The 19,290-nt window shown below is 57.4% G+C and carries 18 protein-coding genes; 9 read left to right on the plus strand and 9 right to left on the minus strand.

Annotated features, from left to right (window positions below; all coding sequences use genetic code 11):
- Nucleotides 1-63 precede the first annotated feature (63 nt).
- The 3 genes from AABA21_RS37485 to AABA21_RS37495 all read right to left on the minus strand — a co-directional run bounded on the left by AABA21_RS37485 (nucleotide 64) and on the right by AABA21_RS37495 (nucleotide 5,967).
- Entirely contained in the window at nucleotides 64-1,467 is a 1,404-nt protein-coding gene (locus AABA21_RS37485) for an FAD-binding oxidoreductase (protein ID WP_338258079.1), read from the minus strand.
- 273 nt (nucleotides 1,468-1,740) lie between these two features.
- Nucleotides 1,741-5,034, minus strand: coding sequence for an ATP-binding protein (locus AABA21_RS37490; RefSeq protein WP_338258081.1), 3,294 nt, complete (start codon nucleotides 5,032-5,034; stop codon nucleotides 1,741-1,743).
- A gap of 279 nt (nucleotides 5,035-5,313) precedes the next feature.
- Nucleotides 5,314-5,967, minus strand: coding sequence for a winged helix-turn-helix transcriptional regulator (locus tag AABA21_RS37495; RefSeq protein ID WP_338258083.1), 654 nt, complete (start codon nucleotides 5,965-5,967; stop codon nucleotides 5,314-5,316).
- Nucleotides 5,968-6,142: 175 nt separating this feature from the next.
- Here AABA21_RS37495 and AABA21_RS37500 point away from each other — a divergent pair, with 175 nt between their 5' ends.
- The 5 genes from AABA21_RS37500 (at nucleotide 6,143) to AABA21_RS37520 (ending at nucleotide 10,576) form a co-directional block, all read left to right on the plus strand.
- Complete coding sequence (locus tag AABA21_RS37500) at nucleotides 6,143-7,078, plus strand: alpha/beta fold hydrolase (protein WP_338258085.1); 936 nt, start codon at nucleotides 6,143-6,145, stop codon at nucleotides 7,076-7,078.
- Between the two features lie 125 nt (nucleotides 7,079-7,203).
- Entirely contained in the window at nucleotides 7,204-7,686 is a 483-nt protein-coding gene (locus AABA21_RS37505) for an SRPBCC family protein (protein WP_338258086.1), read from the plus strand.
- Nucleotides 7,687-7,862: 176 nt separating this feature from the next.
- Nucleotides 7,863-8,339 carry a hypothetical protein gene (locus AABA21_RS37510; RefSeq protein WP_338258087.1) on the plus strand — a complete coding sequence of 159 codons (477 nt, stop codon included), beginning with the start codon at nucleotides 7,863-7,865 and terminating at the stop codon, nucleotides 8,337-8,339.
- Nucleotides 8,340-8,752: 413 nt separating this feature from the next.
- Nucleotides 8,753-9,577 carry an LLM class flavin-dependent oxidoreductase gene (locus AABA21_RS37515; protein ID WP_338258089.1) on the plus strand — a complete coding sequence of 275 codons (825 nt, stop codon included), beginning with the start codon at nucleotides 8,753-8,755 and terminating at the stop codon, nucleotides 9,575-9,577.
- A gap of 126 nt (nucleotides 9,578-9,703) precedes the next feature.
- Nucleotides 9,704-10,576 (plus strand): RDD family protein, encoded by an 873-nt coding sequence (locus tag AABA21_RS37520; protein WP_338258091.1) that lies wholly within the window; start codon nucleotides 9,704-9,706, stop codon nucleotides 10,574-10,576.
- A 48-nt stretch (nucleotides 10,577-10,624) separates the two neighbouring features.
- Here AABA21_RS37520 and AABA21_RS37525 read toward each other — a convergent pair whose 3' ends face one another.
- From AABA21_RS37525 to AABA21_RS37535, 3 genes are read right to left on the minus strand one after another with little or no spacing between them, the layout of a single operon-like run.
- A complete protein-coding gene (locus AABA21_RS37525; RefSeq protein WP_338258092.1) occupies nucleotides 10,625-11,332 on the minus strand; it encodes an amino acid kinase family protein in 708 nt (235 codons plus the stop codon).
- A gap of 40 nt (nucleotides 11,333-11,372) precedes the next feature.
- A complete protein-coding gene (locus tag AABA21_RS37530) occupies nucleotides 11,373-11,561 on the minus strand; it encodes a hypothetical protein (RefSeq protein WP_338258093.1) in 189 nt (62 codons plus the stop codon).
- Between the two features lie 11 nt (nucleotides 11,562-11,572).
- Nucleotides 11,573-12,145 (minus strand): hypothetical protein, encoded by a 573-nt coding sequence (locus tag AABA21_RS37535; RefSeq protein ID WP_338258095.1) that lies wholly within the window; start codon nucleotides 12,143-12,145, stop codon nucleotides 11,573-11,575.
- Between the two features lie 420 nt (nucleotides 12,146-12,565).
- Here AABA21_RS37535 and AABA21_RS37540 point away from each other — a divergent pair, with 420 nt between their 5' ends.
- From AABA21_RS37540 to AABA21_RS37555, 4 genes are all read left to right on the plus strand, one after another.
- Entirely contained in the window at nucleotides 12,566-12,964 is a 399-nt protein-coding gene (locus AABA21_RS37540; RefSeq protein ID WP_338258097.1) for a PPOX class F420-dependent oxidoreductase, read from the plus strand.
- A gap of 366 nt (nucleotides 12,965-13,330) precedes the next feature.
- Nucleotides 13,331-14,161 carry a phytanoyl-CoA dioxygenase family protein gene (locus tag AABA21_RS37545; protein WP_338258098.1) on the plus strand — a complete coding sequence of 277 codons (831 nt, stop codon included), beginning with the start codon at nucleotides 13,331-13,333 and terminating at the stop codon, nucleotides 14,159-14,161.
- Nucleotides 14,162-14,458: 297 nt separating this feature from the next.
- Entirely contained in the window at nucleotides 14,459-15,106 is a 648-nt protein-coding gene (locus AABA21_RS37550; protein WP_338258100.1) for a TetR/AcrR family transcriptional regulator, read from the plus strand.
- Nucleotides 15,107-15,124: 18 nt separating this feature from the next.
- On the plus strand, nucleotides 15,125-16,792 hold the full coding sequence (locus tag AABA21_RS37555) for an FAD-dependent monooxygenase (protein ID WP_338258102.1): 1,668 nt from the start codon (nucleotides 15,125-15,127) through the stop codon (nucleotides 16,790-16,792).
- A gap of 16 nt (nucleotides 16,793-16,808) precedes the next feature.
- Here AABA21_RS37555 and AABA21_RS37560 read toward each other — a convergent pair whose 3' ends face one another.
- The 3 genes from AABA21_RS37560 to AABA21_RS37570 form a co-directional block, all read right to left on the minus strand.
- Complete coding sequence (locus tag AABA21_RS37560; RefSeq protein ID WP_338258103.1) at nucleotides 16,809-17,948, minus strand: hypothetical protein; 1,140 nt, start codon at nucleotides 17,946-17,948, stop codon at nucleotides 16,809-16,811.
- Nucleotides 17,949-18,085: 137 nt separating this feature from the next.
- Nucleotides 18,086-18,826, minus strand: a complete 741-nt coding sequence (locus tag AABA21_RS37565; protein ID WP_338258105.1) for a MerR family transcriptional regulator — start codon at nucleotides 18,824-18,826, stop codon at nucleotides 18,086-18,088.
- Between the two features lie 158 nt (nucleotides 18,827-18,984).
- Nucleotides 18,985-19,137 carry a hypothetical protein gene (locus AABA21_RS37570; protein WP_338258107.1) on the minus strand — a complete coding sequence of 51 codons (153 nt, stop codon included), beginning with the start codon at nucleotides 19,135-19,137 and terminating at the stop codon, nucleotides 18,985-18,987.
- Nucleotides 19,138-19,290: the final 153 nt, after the last annotated feature.

Below are 19,290 nucleotides of genomic sequence, written 5' to 3' on the forward strand. Positions count from 1 at the left end.
AACGCTCCATTTGAGGAACGTTTTCGTGTGTGGGACGTTCCGTTGATGGGGAACGTTTCTCGTTTATTTGCCGGGTTTGATGTTCTGGTTGACGCGGAACAGGTTGCCGGGATCGTAGGTGGCTTTGACTTGCGCCAGCCGGGCGTAGTTGTCGCGGTAGGCTGACTGTACGGTATCGGTGCCTTCGTCCATCATCATGTTGATGTAGCCTCCGCCGGCCGAGTAGGGGTGCAGGGCCATCCAGTAGTCTCTGGCCCACTGGGTCATGCGCTCATTGTTGCTCGGGTCGGGATCGACGCCGACGATGACCTCGGCGAAGCTGGCGTCGCGGTAGCTGAAGGCGGTATCGTTCGCGTCCGGTCGATGGGCCGCTCCGTTGATCGGGTAGAGGTGCATGGTCGAGTGCATCGTGGGCAGCTGTGCGCCGTACTTCATGTGTAGATCGATGGCTTTGGTGGGCAGGTTGTTGAAAAAGTCGGTTTTCCAGTACCATTGCAGATCTTTGGGATAGAGCGCGTCGAAGAGGGTCTGCAGCTTCGGCCATGGAATGGGCCCGGCGAAGTCTACCGCCGGGGGGATGGCGGTGCGAATAGGCTGCAGGGCCGCTTCGGCCTGCTCTAGTGGCCCGCTGAAGCACCAGACGATGGCGCACATCTTCTGCAGGTGGAGGTGTTCCGGGAATGGAGGCGCCGGCGGCACGGTGATAAAGGCGAACCAACCGTTGATATCCTCGGGCGCATCGGCGATGAATTCGCACCAGAACTTCATGACCTCGCTGGCCTGTTCAAAGGGCCACAGCATCGGTCCGCCATAGACCGTGCTGATGGGGTGCAGCTTGAACAGAAACGAGGTGACCACGCCGAAGTTGCCGCCGCCGCCACGGATCGCCCAGAACAGGTCGGGATGCTCGTCGGCGCTGGCCGTGACGAAGCTGCCATCGGCGAGTACCATGTCGACGCTGAGCAGATTGTCGATCGTCAGGCCGTATGTGCGCGAGAGGTAGCCGATGCCGCCACCCAGGGTCAGACCACCGACGCCGGTGCTTGAGATAAAGCCGCTGGGCGTCGCCAGTCCGAAGGGATGTGTGGCATGGTCGACATCGCCCCAGGTGCTGCCGCCCTCGACGCGAACCGTGCGCGCCATGGGATCGACGCGAATCCCCTTCATGAGTGAGAGATCGATGACCAGGCCATCATCGCAGGTGCCGAGGCCGGGTCCGTTGTGGCCGCCACCGCGCACGGCCAGCGTCAATTGCTGATCGCGCGCGAAGTTGACGGCGGCCATCACATCCGCGACATCCACACAGCGCGCGATCAGCGCGGGATGTTTATCGATCATACCATTGTAGACCTGGCGGGCCTGTTCGTAGCCGTCGTCACCGGGACGCAGCAATGGGCCACGCAATTGAGCTATCAGTTTTTGAACCTCCGCCTCCTCCAGGGTGACGGTCGTCTTATATTGTTGCATCGTCTTTTTCTCCTAGCCTGGCTGTAGCGTTTCAAACAAAGCAGGGGCAAGCCCCGCACCTATCCAACAAAGCGGGGCAAGCCCCGCACCTACGGGTCCTTGGGGGGAGCGGACTGGATGTCAACTCCTGATACAACCAGCATAGCATCGGTGGTGTTATCAGACCGTTTGATGAAGAGGGATAAAAAGGTGTTTTTGGGATACATGATAAGGTTGATCAAGAGATCCGCGTTAGTAAAGCGTTATCGCGGAGTTGTTACGGGTATTGTTCGGCTATAATCGTTCAAGTAGTAGCCGGGCGGCCTGGAGATCTGGCGTGTCAAATCCTTCGGTGAACCAGTTGTAGATGTTCTGAAGTTGGCTTCTGGCCTCGTCTGATCGCTGCTGTTTGTTCCACAGGCGCGCCAGGCTCATCGTCGCGCGCAGCTCCAGTGAACGGGCCTGCTGTGATCGCGCGATCTCGCTCGAGCACAGGAAGGCTGCTTCGACTTCGCTATTATCGGCGTGCCGCATGCGCAGCAGTTCGCCGCGCAGCCGATGGATCTCGGCGTCCCACCAGTGCTCATTATGGGCGCGCGCCCCCGCCAGCGCCTCCTCGATGGCTGCCAGTCCTTCTTCGGTACGCCCGGATTTGCCATAGACCTGCGCGAGCAGCGAGAGGTAATAGGGCAGACGCAGGCGAGCGCCGGGCGCTTTGAAGGCGTTAATCGAGTCGCGCAGATGTCTGATATGCTCCTCATCGGGCTGCTCCACGGCCAGCGCATGGTTGACCAGGATGCTAGCCCAGGTACGATAGTAGGTGGCCTGGTATTTCGTGGCGAGCGCCAGCGCATGTCTGGCCTGTTCTTTGGCGACCGCGCTGCTGGCACGCAACTGCTGCAGCAAGGCCAGATAGGCCGACACCAGAGCCTGGTCGAATGGCTGATCCAGGTCCTGCACTAGCTTGACCGCGTCGAGCCCACGGTTGAGCGCCTGCTGAGGATAGCCCAGGCACCATAGCGCATGCGACTGCCAGGCCCGTGCGTGCGCCGCGTAGTTTAATCCCTGCGACTGCTGGATATGCAGAATCTGATCCGGATCGTGTGCCGCGATGATGCTGGCGAGCTGTTCGCTGGCCTCCGCAACTCTACCCATCTGCATGTATACCCCCGCCAGCATCGTATCGACGAACAGGGGCGCCGCCGCGCCAAAAGAGCGTTGATACAGGGCATGCAACTCATCAGAGGTGTCCTGCACTTTTTCCAGCCGAGCTTGAACGACGTAGACCGATTGTAATCCATACAGCGCCTGTGCCCGTTGCGCGTCGTTGCCGACGATATCGCACAGCGCCAGGGCTCGATCGAGGACTTGTTCCAGTTCTGGTGCTGTCCAGCCCCTGGTCACCCGGTATAGTGGCGCCAGGGACAGCTGCAGGCTCAGTTCCTGCTGATCACGCTTCGCGCCAGCGGGCAGGAGGGCGAGCAGTTCCAGGCTGTGTACGAGCAGGCTGATGGCATCCTCATTCGCGTATACACGCTGCGCCACAGCCGCCGCGCGCTGGTAGCAGGGGAGCGCCTGCTCGATCATGCCCGCGCGCTCATAATGCCACGCGATCTGACCGCTGATCGCGTCGGGGTCCGCGACCGAGATGGTTTCCAGCGCCTGCACGACGCGGCGATGGAGCAGGCGGCGCTGGGGCGCACTGATCTCTGCGTACGCCACCTCACGCAGCTTATCGTGGGTAAAATCGTACGTGTTCGTGCCGTGCTCGCGTAAGATGCGTTTGTGCCACAGCTCATCCAGCGTCCGCACAGTGTCCTCGCTATCGGTGTTGCCAGCCGCTAGCAAGAGGTCGAGCGTAAATTCACGTCCAATCGTCGCGGCCAGTTCAACCAGTCGTCGAGCCGCGGGTGAGAGCTGCCAGAGGCGTCCGATGAGCACCGCGTGCACGCGAGGAGGAAGCGTTCGTGTACCCTCAAGCAGCGGCAGCATATGGGAGTGGTTGACCTCTGCTGGATCAGCCGGTGCGTTCCCCTGATTGGCCCGCACCGTTTCGACCACGAACAGCGGGTAGCCCCCGGTCTCATGGAATAAGCGTAACCCCTCCTCCACGTTCAACTCACGGCTCGTTACCTGTGAGGCTAGCTTCGCCGTCTCCGCCGCGTCCAACGGCTCAAGTGGAATCTCTGTCACATGCATGCTCGTGCGCAGATGCAGCAGGAAGGTCTGCAAGGGATGGCCGGACGGCAATTCGTCCTCGCGGGCGCAGCCAACGACGAGCAGACGCGCCCTGGGCTCGAAGCGCAGCAGAAAATGCAGCCATGCCAGCGTCTCCTGATCGCACCACTGCAGGTCATCGAGCAGCAGCAAGATTGGCTGTGGCGCGCGGAGCACGGCGCGAGCCAGGGCCTCGAAGAAGCGCAGGCGCTGTCCATACTCGGTCACCGGCTCGTAGCGCGGCAATCCCGGCTGCTCCTCTAGCAGCTCGGGCAGGAGCCGTACTAGCTCGGTCAGCCAGACCCTATCGAGCTGTCTGAGCGGCGCGCGAAGTCCTTCGCTCCTGAGCCATTCCGTCACCGGCGCCAGCGAGAGCTGGCCCTCCGCGGCATACGAGCGCGCCCTGGCGGTGCCCGCGCCCTGCTGGCCCGCCCACAGCAGGAACTCCTCGGCCAGCCGCGACTTGCCCACACCCGCCTCTCCGGTCACCAGCACAAAGTGGGGACCCTCGCTGTCGACGCGCCGCCAGGCATCGTGTAGCTGCTGCCACTCGCGCGTGCGCCCAATCAGCAGCGGAGGAGCGGTGGGCAAGGCTTGCTGAATGCTGACCTTCCTCGTTGGGGTCTGTTGTCGCAGGAGCTGCTCGTAGGCAGCGCGCGTCGCCGGATCAGGATCGATCCCCAGCTCTTGCTGTAAGGTGGTGACGCAGGTGTGGTAGACGCGCAGCGCACTGGCGCGATCGTTATTGAGCGCGAACAGCTGCATCAAGCGCCGATAGAGGCTTTCGGAGAGCGGATCGAGCGCGAGCAGGCGCTGAGCATAGTGGATGGCGGCGCGAATGTCGCCTTGCCCCTCAACGAGTTGAAGGAGTTGTTCGAGCACCCACTGATGGCGCTGGCGCAACCGTTCACGCTCAGGCACGATCCATTCATCGTAGCAGCCGGGCAGTAATTCACCGCGATACAGGGCATCCGCATGCTCAAGGGTGGCCTGGAGGGCCTGCCGGTCATCGCCCTGCGCGGCCGCCTCCGCCAGCATGAGAGCATGTTCGAACTCAGCCACATCAAGATGGAAGGGCGTCGCGGGATGCCAGTGCAGCATATGCATATCGGTGGAGAGGAAGTGATCGACCGGCGGAAATGCCTGGCGTAACTGGTGCAGCAGCTGACGCAGGTTATTGCGCGCCTGGGACTCGGTGGCGTCGGGCCAGAAGAGGAAGGACAGGTGCTGGCGCTGCTGGGGAATATCGTGGTGCAGCACGAGGTAGGCGAGCAACGATTGCAGACGCAAGGTGGCGAGGCTGGTTATCTGCTGATCGTTGTAGATCAGGTTAAAGTCGCCGAGCAATCGAAGATGAAGAACTGGCTCCATAATGATATGATCTCCCCACCCACACTGACCACTTGCGCGGGTACACAATGAAGATGAAGGCGCTACAGCTGATATTGCTACCCCAGACAGATATCGATTATGAGCATACAAGAAGGAAGGATCTTTATGGAAAGAATACATTATCTGGTTGCTGTTGACAATTCTTTGCCCGCTGTTCTGTGGCATCATTTTACATCGTAGGTGCCGGTCAACCAGGCATGAGTGTTAGAGTGAATCCCATTTCTGCTGCCACCAAACCTGGAATACTCTTTTTGCCGTTCAAGTGTTTGTTGCTTCATCGTGTACCGGCCACTCATACTCAATGCCGATCTGCTCGCAGCACCATCGTCCCCATGCGTACATCTGGCGCAGCATCGGCTCTGAGCGTCGTCCCGGCTCCGAAAGTTGATATACTTTCCGGGGCGAGCCCGGCACGGCCTGATGGTGAAGCACCCCCATATACTCTAGCTCGCGCAATTGGAGCGCGAGTACCTGTCGGCTCGCCTGTGGAAGGAGCCGCTGCACTTCACTGAAGCGTTTGGGTCCGCTAAGCAGATGATACCAGATCCAGAGCTTCCATCTGCCTCCCAGGCTCACAAGCCAATCGTACTGTGGGCCGATCTGCTCACTGTACCACTTCCCCCACGTCTCCATCTGGCACAGCAGGGGCTTCAAGCTCCATCCCAACTCCGTGAGAGCATACTCCACTCGGGGGGGCGTCTGGTCATAGACCTGGCGTTGAACGAGGCCGATCTGCTCTAACTCACGCAGCTGGATCGTAAGCATCTGCCGACTGACCTCAGGCAGCAGCCGCTGTAAGGCGCCGAAACGCCTGGTGCCGTCGAGCAAATGATACAATATCCAGAATTTCCATTTGCCTCCAAACCCATCCCCGCCAAGTGGACACACGATGGTCTTCTTCTGCCGAGACATAGGATCTGCTCCCTTGCGAAATATGTCAAATAAAATTGCGTACTTGTATGCATTTCTCTTCATCTATAGACTCATTGTAGCAAACAAGACAGGCCAGCTACAAGGCACGGCACATTTATATCCTGCTCAAACGGTTATGCAAGAGCAAGAACATTCAAAGAGGGTGAGGAACAGCATGAGCATCAGAAAAGAAATTCTGCCTGGTATGTACATAGACCCCCGCGTCGTCTCGACAGAGCAAGGTCCGGTCGAGTTCGACCTGAGTGGGGCGCGTGGGCCCGTGATCCTGTCCATTCATGGAGGCCTGGGAGGCGTTGACCAGGCCCGCTTGATGACCAACTGGTTGGATAGCGACATGGACAGGATTCTCTGCCCATCGAGACCAGGCTATCTGCGCACCCCGCTGCAAAGTGGAGAGACATTTGAGCAACAGGCTGATCTGTTCGCTGCTTTGTTGGATCATCTGCAAATAGACAGGGTCGCCGTTGTCTGCCTCTCAGCGGGTGGACCACCTGCGTATCAGTTCGCGATACGGCATCCGGATAGGGTCTGGGCGCTGGTGGCGATAGACAGTGTCAGTGGAACTTATCACCCTCCGGAAGCGGCCGGACCGCTCGCCGAGGCCATTTTTATGAGCGCCCCCGGACAGAAGTTCGTCAAGTTGATCATGGAGAAACAGCCCGGGCTCATGCTGGCGGAAACCTTCCGAGGTATTGGCTACTTCACCAAAGAGCAGAGGAAGAGACAGATCGACCACGTCCTGAACGAGCCTGAGGCGCTTGCTTTTATGAAGGCATTGCTGGACACAATGAATCCTTATGCTGAGAGGAAAAAGGGAAATGAGAACGACATGCGGCAGTTTTTGAAGCTCACCCATCTGCCGCTGGAGTCGGTCCAGTGTCCGAGCCTGATTATCCATAGCACCCATGATGCAGATGTGAAATTCTCTGATGGGGTGTACGCCTACGAACATATTCCTGGCGCCGAGCGCTACTGGATAGAAGATGGTGATCACCTCGGTTTCTGGCTCAGCCCGCATGCGTCGCGCGTCCAGGAGTGCGCCCGTGCCTTCCTGCGCAAGCATGCGCCCTCTGCATCTACTGTCAGATAGAGCAAGATGGGAGAAGTTTTTTCTTCTGGGCATGATACGATAAGATAGCCGATTAGAGACCTCTGATGGATATATTCTCTTCTCTAAAAGTGAGAAGGATATTAATTTTGTGAAAGGATATGCCCATGACAGATGCGCAGCAACCACAGCGCGCTAGCACGCGTAACACAAAATATATCAAGGCTTCGCAGGATGTGTTGTATCGAGCCTTTACCGACCCCGCAGCTCTGACGACGTGGCAGGTACCCGGAGATATGACCGGCGAGGTGCACAGCTTCGATGGCCGGGTCGGTGGAGGCTTTCAGATGTCGCTGTACTATCCGGAATCTGAAGAGAGCGCCCGTGGCAAAACGGCGGGGCGCGAAGATCGCTATACGGCGCGCTTCGTGGAACTGACGCCGCCGAGCAGGATCGCGGAGGCGATCACCTTTGACACCAGCGATCCCGCCCTGGCGGGCGAGATGATTATGGAGGTCACGCTTGAGCCAGCGGATGGTGGCACCAGCGTGACTATTGTTTTCAGAGACATCCCGCCGGGCATTCGGCCCGAGGACAATGAGCTGGGCACGCAACTCTCGCTGGAGAAGCTGGCGCGCTACGTCGAGTAGCGGGGTACAAAGGCAGAGGTCATGGGTGCGCACTTAAGAGCACGCGTGGCCTTGTTGCGCGCCCGATATACTGGTATTGTTCTTCCGAACGGACCTCCAGTTCTGGTGGTCGACTCTTCCACTCTTTCCAGGAAGGAAAGAGAAAAAACATGCAGGAAGGATTTTGCTCTGAGGATATGAATACTGAAAAGATTCTGGCGGGTGCGCGCCTGTTGTTTCGTCTCTGGTGGCCTGCGACCGTGTTTATTGTTGTGTGTACGGGCATTTTAGCGATTTTTCAGCAGGTATTGTTCTTTCTTGACCAATACAAAAATTTCTCCTTAATCGGCGTGGCGTGGCTGGCGCTCTTTATAGTGTACGTGATACTGGGTGTGGTCTTTACGCGTCTGTATGCTCGCCATATACGTGGCGTGCTGGAACCCCTGGAAAGGCGTACGCGGAGACTGATGATCTTCCTGAGCGGCAGCCCTTTTTATGCACTCAGCCTGTGGTGCCTGGCCTTGCTTTTGAGCGGCATCATTTATCCGGATGTGAACGCGTTGACGTTGTTTATTGGCCTGGTGGGCTTTGTAGGCTTCACCATGGTCTCGGTGGCCTATCTGCTGCTGCTTCACCTTTTTTTGCGGCGCCCGGTTGCTGTTGTGCGATCGTAGGTGGAGATAGCTCCGACGCGGTGCTTTTGGGGGCGTGTGCGGAACGTTGGCGTGTGGGGTACCACGTTTGCCGACGTGGAAGGCGGGGGAAGCGGTATCGTGGGGGGACGGGGGCCGCCGTCGCTGGCGCTGGCGGCCCGGTCGACCGTTGAAGGTCGACCCTACAGGGGCGTTCCTCGTTGGAGGGGCGTTCCTTTTTTGGGGGCGTGTTCGTGTTTCGGGGGTGTTTCATGTCGAGGAGGTGTTGTGGGTTCGGGGGGTGTTTTTTTGTTGTGTTTCTTCTTTGCAAACATTTGAATGGTATTGAGGGGGTTGGGTCTGGCAAATATGACAGGAGATGTCATGGATGCGGTGTTACAGTGCAAGGGATTGCGTGTAGATTGCGTTGAAATGTTTATGCATGGGAGAAAGGTATGAGGTTTGGATTGGATGTCCCGACGACGGGTGAGTATGGGGATGCGCGGGTGCTGGCGCAGCTGGCGAGGGAGGCTGAGGAGTCTGGTTGGGACGGCTTTTTTGTGTGGGATGTGTTGCCGGAAGGGCAGCCCGTCATTGATCCCTGGATCGCGCTGACCGCGATCGCTTTGCAGACCTCGCGCATCCGGATTGGTCTGCTGGTGGCGCCGCTGGCTCGTCATCGACCCTATCTCGTTGCCCAGCGGCTTGCCAATCTGGATCAGCTCTCCGGTGGTCGCGTGATCTGTACCGTGGGGCTGGGCGATGGCAGCGAGACGTTCGCGGCCTTTGGTGAGGAGGGTGATATGGCGGTGCGTGCCCGACAACTGGATGAAGGGCTGACGATTCTGCATGGATTATGGACTGAAGATCGCTTTTCTTATAGTGGTGAGCACTATCAATTGCGGGAGGTAAGCCTGCGACCCCGGCCCGTTCAGGTGCCACGCATTCCCCTGTGGGTTGCTGGTGGCTGGCCGTACCGCGCCCCGTTTCGGCGTGCCGCCCGCTGGGATGGTGTTAGCTTTAAATCCATCAACGCCAGGGAGCAGCGCTGGCTCTCTCTTGATGAGTTCCGCAGCGGCGTGGCTTATGTGCGCTCCCAGCGTACGCAATCGGGTCCGTTTGAGATCGTGATGAGTGGTGAGACGCCTCGTGATCGTCGGCAGGGCAGTGATATCGTCACGCCTTTTCGGGAGGCGGGTGCCACCTGGTGGATCGAAGAGGGTCTGGGCTGGTCCCTGGAGGAATATAGGGAACGGATCCAATATGGACCGCCGGTGTAGATGAAGGAAGCTGCTCCACTTGTAACGTGATCTATATAGGTGATAGTATATTGAGGCAAATAACTTTTTTGGGCGTTTTTGCGGAATATATTGTTTTGCCTGATATGGGTGAGGAAGGAGCCTCCATTGCAGACACGGCGTGCGGATTTAGAGGTGACGGATGGGGCGCGGGGTGAGGCGCGTTCATCGGTGGTGTTATTGCGGCTTGCTGCGGCATTCCTGGACTTTTTATGTTTGTCTGTGCTGGGGTGGATCGTCAACGCGACCTTTGGCGTGACGCGTGTCGTGGGTGGCGCGCTGCCGCCGCCGGGCTACAACGGCTGGACCTCGTATTCCACCGCGACACTGGTGGACTGGTGGTGGCTCGCCCTGATGGCCTTTGGCTACTTTTTTGTGCAGGAGGCGTTGTTCAGCACTACCCTCGGGAAGGCACAGCGGTTGTACGTGGTGCCGGACGCGGCTGAACGGACAGGGATCTGGCGCATTACGCCGTGGCAGGCCCTGCTGCGCAACCTTCTACGTCCCCTGGAGGTGCTCTCGCTTTTCTATGCGCTTGGCGTGGGCTTTCTCACGCTCGTCTGCATCGCGCAGACAAAAAAGCACCAGCGTCCGGGGGACATGCTGGCGCGTACACTCGTGGTTGACAAAAAGTTTCTGCCTGGTGAGCTGTATCGTGCTTCCCAGCATTGGTTACGCTCGGCTATCCTCGTGGTCATCCTGGCCTGTTGTCTGGTAGGCTGCGGCTTTTTCTACTATTATGGCCGTCCCCCACTGGTCATCGAGGGTCTGTACAATACACATCAGCTGTTGGGTACCAGCGTGCAGTCCTATCAACTCGGTGCTCCCACTCGTAGGGCGGATACCATCACCTATCCTGTTCACTTCAGAGCTCTTGAGCAGGGAAAGATGCGAACCTGTGATGGTCTGATAACGTTGCGCTGGTATGGCTTTGGGCAGGGATGGGTCCAAAGCGGTAGTCAATATCATTGGAATCCATAGATATTTATAAATAGATATCCTTTTGCATTTGTCTGCGGACAAAAACCATCAAGAGATGGTTGTGCCGACGAAGGGTTCGCCGTTGAGGGCTTTGGCGAGGGTGTCCAGGTGCGTTCCATTCAGGTAGTGGACCTTGAGGTTGAGGTCGGAGGCCAGTTTGGCTGCGACGGGATCAAAGGGGGCGTGTGAGCCGGGGCTCCATGTCTCTTCGATCATCGAGCGGTACTCGTGCCAGGAGAGGTGCTCGAAGGGTTGGGCGTCCTGGTGGATGCGGGGATCTTTGTCGTAGACGTAGTCGGTGTTGCTGAGCTTGAAGATGGACTGTACATGGTAGTCTTGCGCCATGATGACCGCCGGGTAGTCGGTGGACCAGCCGGGCTTCCAGCCGGCGGCGATCACCACGGGCTTCTCCGGTTTCTGGATGATGCTGTAGTCTTTGATGATGACCGGGTGGGCCAGGTCGCGGAACACGGTGCGCATCAGGTGGGCATTCAGCCGGGTGGCGTGGATGCCGAGCCAGTCCAGGTCATCGTCGGTGAGCTCATGACCCACGATGGCCTTGCCGGCATCGCGATATTGACGCGCCACCTGTCCGCCGCCGATAAAGATGAAGAAGCGCCGCTGATGCTCGGTGACCTGCTGGCGAATGAACTGCTGGAACTGTTGCAGGTACGAGGTGGCGATCCCGGTTGGTGGAACAATGAGCGAGCCGCCCAGCTTGATGATATAGGTCTCTTTATAGCTGTGATTGGCCATGAAACTTTCCCTCTTGAGCAGATATGGTGCTGATGGGAGTTTACCTGATTTTCAGCCATGAAGCAATCTTTTGCCCTAGCCATGAGGCAGCGCCGGCGGGCACCCCGATCCGCTCGGCGGGGATATCGGGCGCGATCAAGGTTGGATGCTGTTGCGCTGGTTGATGCTTCTTTCTCTGCTGGCTTTTTCTGCGCTGGCGCAGCGTTTTCTTAGTGCCTCGCCTGGACATATACATTCTCCTTACGCGTTTTCAGCGATATCTTGTTGCAAGTATTCCTCTATCCATTGCGCGACCAGGTATGCAACCTGTCTTCCTTTGAAAAATTGTTTGAAGGGAGTGCTTCCAGAGATTCCTGTGATAGTGATAGACGTTTGATCTTTAATCTGCTTTTGTAGTCGAACTATTACAATGGTTGGAGCCATTCCTCCCATGCCTATTCCCACAAACGCTTTGACTTCACCTATGCATATTTGATTCGCAGGTTTCTCTCTTGTCGCCTCTGTATTTTCTCGAGGCAGAATAGAGATGAAGGGTGCATCGGGTCCCGAGGCAAATCTGATATCCAGCAGGTAGCCCCGGTCGTTGATGATCTCGACAATAATATCCATGAGCCGATCAAAATCTGTGAACAGTGTACAGGCGATTGTAAAGAACCGTTTAGGTTGTCGCCTTACGATCTTTTCCATCAGGTATTGTAGATGTTTTCTATCCACAACTTGAGTAAAAGAAGCTACGAAGAGATCTTCATCGTCTTTAGAAATGGCTGGCAAATTTGCTTCACCCACTATTGCCCATGGATGTATCAGGCGCATCTGGTGAACCTCAATTTATCCATTAAATGCATATATAGTAATTTTGTATTGCCTTGTTTTTAGATGTGGAAGAATCCTTCCGCCGCGATTTGGCATGAGAAACCCCTTTGAGCAGATAGGGTATTGATGGGAGTTTACCTGATTTTCAGCCATGAAGCAATCTTTTGTCCTGACCAGGATATCATTCAAAATTTCACAAAAAGGGGACGCAAGAAGAAGGGGCAACGTGCCTCCGCAGGTGAGAACGTCGGAGGCGTTTCGTATTTTTGGTTGGTTTTCGTGTTTAGGAGAGGGGCATGAATTCGGCGCAGTATTTTCCGGTTTATTGGACAAGGGGTGGGTTTGCGTATTATATTGAAGGTGGCGTTTCTTGTGGTTTGTAAGTTGCTTATAGTTTATAAGTAAGCAGGAGTATATACGATGACGAAATTTCCTGAGTCGCATGAGGATCTGCTGAAGGCGGATGTGGCTATGCTGGCTACAAATGGGCGCGATGGCTATCCGCAGGTGACGGCGATCTGGTTTTTATTCGATGAGCAGGATGGCATGCTCAAGCTGTCTCTCAATACCTCGCGCCAGAAGGTGAAGAATCTGCAGGAGCATCCAGAGTGTACGCTGTTCATGCTTGATACGAAAAATCCGTATCGGACGCTGGAGGTGCGGGCGCGCGCAGAGATTCAGCCGGACACGGATTATGCGTTTGCAAAGAAGCTTGGTGCCAAATATGGCGGTGCCGATCTCAGCACCAATGATCGTCCGGGTGAGACGCGCGTTGTCGTGCTGCTGCATCCCGTCAAAGTGAATACGTGGGGAAGCTAAGCAGCGCTCCACTTTCCATGTGTCATACTTATCTCACCACACACTACGCGCCTTCGGCGCTCAATTGGTTATTATTCAGGAGGTAGCGCGACAGCAGGGATGGGGGCAAATGCCCCCATCCCTGCTGTCGCGCTACCTCCTGAATAATGGGGTGTTCGCATCGGTGGATTTTAAATAGCATTGATGCTTTTCTCATTAGACAAGAAAATAGTAATGCTATAATAAAAAGATGTAAAGTGATTAGTAGGAGTTTTTGGTTTGCAAGAGGCTAACTATTCTCAAGGATGAGCTAGATGCTAGAGCGTATTATTCATCCGTAGCTATGTTTTTTGCGTGTGACACAGCAAAGGAAAGGATACTTTGGCTATGACCACAGTAAGCAGCGTTGAACCGATCCTGAGCAATGATGAGGTGGCTCAATTTCATGAGCTTGGCTATGTTCTCGTGAAAGGTGTGCTTTCACGGGATGAGGCCGCGTATTATCACGGCCAGATTTTAAATCTGGTCCCACGTGATCTGACGCTCCCGGCTCATTGGGGCACCCACAATGGCAGGCTCAAGCCGATGAATGAAGATGGCAGCCAGACCATTGATACGCCGGAACTGTTGCCGCTGATGATCAATGAGAAACTGTATCGGGTGGTGGTTCAATTGCTGGGCTCGACGCGCCTGCGCTCGATGGATGGGTCGATCGGCATTACGTTGCGTAATGCGGGTGAAAAGAATATCCTGAGCCAGCGCATTCATCTCGATGCTTCGGTACCCAATACTGTGGACAACTTCCTGTTTACACAGCAGGAGCTGCAAATTGGGGGATGCTACTATTTTAATGATGTTGAGCCGCAGGGCGGTGGCATCCATGTTGTTCCACGTGGGCATCGACTCGTTGAGGAGAAAGCGCGGGGACAGGCAGGAGGGCGTCAACTGTATGAGAACTGGAAAAATATTACCGATTTTCCGGAAACGGTCGAAGTGACCGGAGAGGCGGGCGATTTCGCCCTGCTCCATCATCTGATGCCACACGCGGCATCGCACAACCGCCGGCCCCAGCCGCGCATCGCGCAATTTACCCGCTTCATCCGCGAGGATCATCCGCATTATCCGGCCAAACCGGCCGCGCCTGATCAATATAATCAAGCGCAACTGCGCGCAATGACCCCGCTGGGCCGTAAGCTGTTGGGTGTTGATTCCTGGTAGGAATATATCCAAAAAACGTGCGCCCATGCATGCTATGCCATGCATGGGCGCACGTTTTTTGGATATATTTGCTGGGATGGAGCATGGGCGCTCGGGCACGGGCCGTTGCGCGGCAAGCGGGGGCAAGCCCCGCACGTACTGTGGTCTTTTCTCGTTTTGCACGATCTTTCTTCGTTTTTGCAACAGGATAGATGGCATTCGCATAGAAAAATCTCTTGACGGGATGGGTTGGGTGATGGTATATTCTGATATAGAAACGGTACGGTTTAGTTTACTTCTTGGAGATGGAATATGGATATGATGGTGGAGGAGGGTGAGCGGGCGCGGGCCAAGCGGGAGCAGATTCTGGAGGGGGCGCGGCGTGTCTTTCTGCGCGAGGGATTCGCGGCGGCGAGCACGGATGCGCTGGCGAAGGAGGCGGGCGTCTCCAAGCGTACGCTGTACGCCTACTATCCGGGGAAGGAGGAACTGTTTGTGGACGTGGTGCGTAGGCTGACGATCGAGAATCCGCAGACGCGGGTGCTGGACTTTATGCGGGGTCTGCAGCCGCGCAGCTCGGAGGAGCTGCGCGAGGCGCTGCTGGCGCTGGCGCAGAAGGTACTGGGGACACTGATGCGGCCCGAGGACCAGGCGCTGATGCGCGCGATTATCGCCGATTCCCATCGCTTTCCCCAGCTGACCGAGACCCTGCGCATGACCGTGCCCGAGCGGGCCGCGGTGGAGGTTGCCCGCATGCTGGAGCGGGCGCGTGCCAATGGGGTGGCGATCCGGCAGGGCGATACGGCGATCATGACGCGGCTGTTCATGGGTTCGCTGCTCAGCTACGCCCTGTTTGATGGCCTGCTGCGTCCAGCCAGTCAGCCGCAGCTTCCTTCTACGGAGACGCTTGAGGAGATCATGAACCTATTTATGCGAGCGATTATGGAGCATGAACAAAGAGGCTGAGCCTGAAAGGAACGAACCATGGCGGAGACGACGACTGATGTACTCGTGGTGGGCGCGGGACCCACGGGGTTGACGATGGCCAACCTGTTGCAGCGTGGCGGCGTGCGGGTCAGGATCGTGGATAAGAAGGATGGTCCTACCAGGGAGACGCGCGCGGTGGTGGTACACGCGCGGACGCTGGAACTGCTGGACCGGTTGGACCTGGCCGAGCATGCTGTGGCGGCTGGTGCGCCGCTGACGAATGCTTACGCCCTTAGCCAGGGCAAGCGTTTCGGCAGGCTGTCGTTTGTCAGCGATGAAGGTGTGAGGAGCACTCCCTATCCCTTCGGCCTGATCTATGGGCAGGACCAGATGGAGCATCTGCTGATCCAGAGTCTGGCCGAGGTTGGTGGGTGCGTCGAGTGGAATACGGAGCTGCTGGGTCTGGAGCAGTCCTCGGATGGTGCGCGTGCACGCGTGCGCGCGGGTGACGGCAACGAGGAGACCATTGAGGCGCGCTGGATCATTGGCGCTGACGGCGCGCATAGCCCCGTCAGGCATGCTCTGTCATTGGGCTTCGCGGGTCGGACGTATGTGATGACCCTGTTTATAGCGGATCTGGAGATGGAATGGGATCCGGGGCCACACCAGGGTGGGATGGATCTGGAGCACAGCGGCTTCTTTTTCTTCGTGCCGATGCACGGCACGGGTCGCTTCCGTCTGTTCGGTACCCTGCCACCGGACCTGGCCGATCGCGAGAGCCTGACCGTTGATGATGTGCGGCGCGTGCTGGATACCCGAACCCACTTGCATGTCAACATCCTGAAGGCCAACTGGATCTCGGTCTATCGTACGCACCAGCGCATGACCGAGCACTTCCGCGTCGGGCGCGTCTTCCTGGTTGGCGATGCCGCCCACATCCACAGCCCCGCCGGCGGCCAGGGGATGAACACCGGGATCGGCGACGCCTATAACCTGGCCTGGAAGCTGGCCCTCGTCGTCAAGGGACAGGCCCATGAAGAGCTGCTCGACTCCTACGATGCCGAGCGCATCCCCTTCGCCCGCGCCATCCTGCGCGGCTCCGACTGGGCTTTTCAGCTGATGACCTCGACCAACCCGATCTTGCGGACGATCAAGCTGCACGTGCTGCCGCCCGTCTTCCGCTCTGTTTCATGGACGCCGCTGTTCAAGCGGCGCGTCTTCTGGCTTATCTCGCAGTTGTGGACCAGCTATCAGGATAGCCCGGCGGTCGCGCAGTCGTCGTCAAGCAAGCACGGGCCGAAGGCCGGTGATCGCGCGCCCTATGGTTTCTTCGAGGATGGGTCCGAGGCCGGCAGGAGCATCTTTGACCTGTTCAAAAACATGGATCATCATCTCTTCCTCTTTGCCGGCAGCAAGTCAGTGGATGTCCCAGGTGAGATGGGGGAGCGGTTAGAGAACCTGCTGGCCGCGTACGAGATGCCGATCCATCTGCATTGCGTATCGGCCGCCAACCGCAGCCTGCATCAGCTGTATGGAGTGAATGAGTCCATGCTGGTCCTGGTCCGGCCGGATGGGCATATCGCCTATCGCGGCCGGGCGCAGGATCTGGATGGCTTCAGGGCATATCTCGATCGATGGTTCCAATCGCGAACGAGTCAGTCATCGTCTGGCCACTTTGTAAACCAGCGCGAGGAACTGTCCGTCCCACCCATCGAGAATGAATGATTCCGAGATGTCATAGTCAACTGCTTCGGGTGCTGTGAACCAGGTCCCAGAACTCCTGCGTAACCTGGCGCATATATCCGCCGCCGATGCCAGCGCGGCCGAATGAGACGGTGGCACAGCCTGAGAATGCGGTGGCGGACGTCAGCCAGGCACCCCCCTGGGAGAATGTTACTATATCGTAGCTGTTCGCCGTCCCTTGTGTATTGCAACTGGCATCTTTGTTAGCAGGCCAGGGAGGCAGGTTAGCTGCATTATGATAGAGTTTCTGGATCACGCCCTGATCTCTGGTAGTCGTGAAAGCTGGCCCTGAACCCGATCGTATGGCGGTGGGGGCATGCTCGATCTCCAGTTTATCGGGATTGGCGGGTGCGAACTTCACGCTTGTGAGCCCTTGATTTAGTTGTTGCACGAATTGCGCGGTTGGACGTAGGAATGGAGAGGGTGGCCTTCCGAACATGCGCACCTGTGAGCAGGCACCGCTAAAAACCTGGACGTGGTAGAGGGCCTCGCCCTCGTAGAAGAAAAGGTCATCGTAGCTGGCTGCCTGATCATCACAGAGCCCGGTTGTGGATTGTGAGGAGGCGAGGAAGGTGGAGATAGTTGTGAAGAGCGCCTGAGCCTGAGCCTTTGAGGTGATCTTCGCGTAGAGTGGCATCCGCGCATCTCCCTGATAGCGTACGATTTCTACGTGATCGGGCTGCCTGACGAGAGGCGCGCCAGCGATGGCCTGATCGAGGAACGACCAGAAATTCTGGCTGGCCTGGCGCAGATCTCCTCCCCGCAAGAAGATGTCTCCACACCCTCCCTGGTCGGCGGTAATGATCTCGGCGGCTCGCGTACCCGCCCAAAATACCAGCTGATACCTGGGACCTGCGATGGCTGGACAGGGATTATCTGGCACGGGTTGAGGCGAGGCCAGCGCGGCCTTATATATCTGCTGTGCCCTCTTCTGGTCACTGACATACTGCATTTCTGGGACTGCATTGCCGGGTGCAAGCATCTTGATCTGAAGTTTAGTCAGATCGGCGCTGTTGCGCAGGGGCGCGAGCGGTAGGGGTGGTTGCTGAGCCTGGGATTGGCCGCAGGCTGTGGCGAGCAACGTACAGATGAGCGCGATCAGCGAGAGCGACAAAAGGGGCCAGCGTGCCTTCATCATGACATCTCCCTTAAGATGGTAAGCTGGAAAAAGATTTTCATCTTAGATGACGCTTTTGATCGGGCTTTTGTTGCAGCCTTCAGGGAGGGAGTCATGATATTGAAGACTCCCTGTGGCATTTCTCGCACCCCGCCTGGCTACGGAGTTGACCGGGGTATTTGTTCCGCGTAGAACTCACTGATATAGTTGTGGAAGGCGGAGATCGCGCCGAGCCGGGCCCAGCTGATCTTTGCCAGCTCGGCGCGCCTCTTTTCCACGGCCGCGATGGCCCGCTCGGTGCGGCCGGCCGTCAGCTCGTTCAGGGCTGTGTGGATGGCGGTGAAATCGTAGCCGGCGTCCCTGAGCAGGACCACCACGCGCAGGCGGCGCATCTGCTGCTCATCGTAGAGGCGATACTTGCTGCTCTTATCGCGGATAGGATGCAGCAGCCCCTGCTGCTCCCAGAAGTGGAGCGCCGAGACGCGCACCCCTACCTGTTTTGCCGCCTCTCCCACGCGCAACTGCTGTGGATGGCGCATACTGGCCAGGGAAGGAGATTGCGCGGCCAGCGTGCCCAGTGCCGCCAGCGTCTGATCGAGCTGGAGCCGCTTGTAAGCCAGGTCCGCATGGTACTCGTCGACCAGGGCCAGCGCCAGCGTCAGTTTATCCTGGTGGACCGCCTGCATGATCGCCCGCGCCTGCTGCCAGGTGTAGCCGCTGACCATGCCACGCGCCGTCTGCAGCGCGACCAGATGTTTTTTTGTGTAGAGGCGGTAGCCGCTCGGGCTGCGCTCGACGGGCGGGATAAAGCCGCTGGCTTCATAGTTGCGCACCTGCTGGACGCTGATCTGGCCCGCCTGCGCCAGGTCGGTGGTGCGCAGATAGTTATGAACCATCATATGGTGGGGTCCTCGGGTATCTAGCGAAATGTATCCAAATGTATGTAACCTATGAGCTATGTTATAGCACGTCGATTACCCCTCACGCTAGCGATAGCGCCTCTCTCTATGCCCATTTGCCTATGCGATGGTAAAGGATTTCTATGGTGCGCTAGAAATCAGAATGCTAGCCTATTCAATGTCCGGTCGTAGCGCCATATATAGACGGCGATGACGATCAGGATGATGCCGGATTTGACCAGGCCCAGGAAATCCGGGATGGTGTAGATCAGGGCCAGCACAAGCAGCGTAATGCAGACCTCGGCCAGCACGACGTTGCGCTGCTAGAGTGCTCGTCATTTTTTGCAAGGAGATAAGGCAACAAGAAATCCCGAATGCCCAGTAGGTTCGTTTTTCTGGTGCTGTTCTCTTGGCAAAAAATTGACGGCCACCCCAGCAACTACGAGAGGGGTGTGATTTTGGGG

Source organism: Dictyobacter halimunensis, from assembly GCF_036245075.1.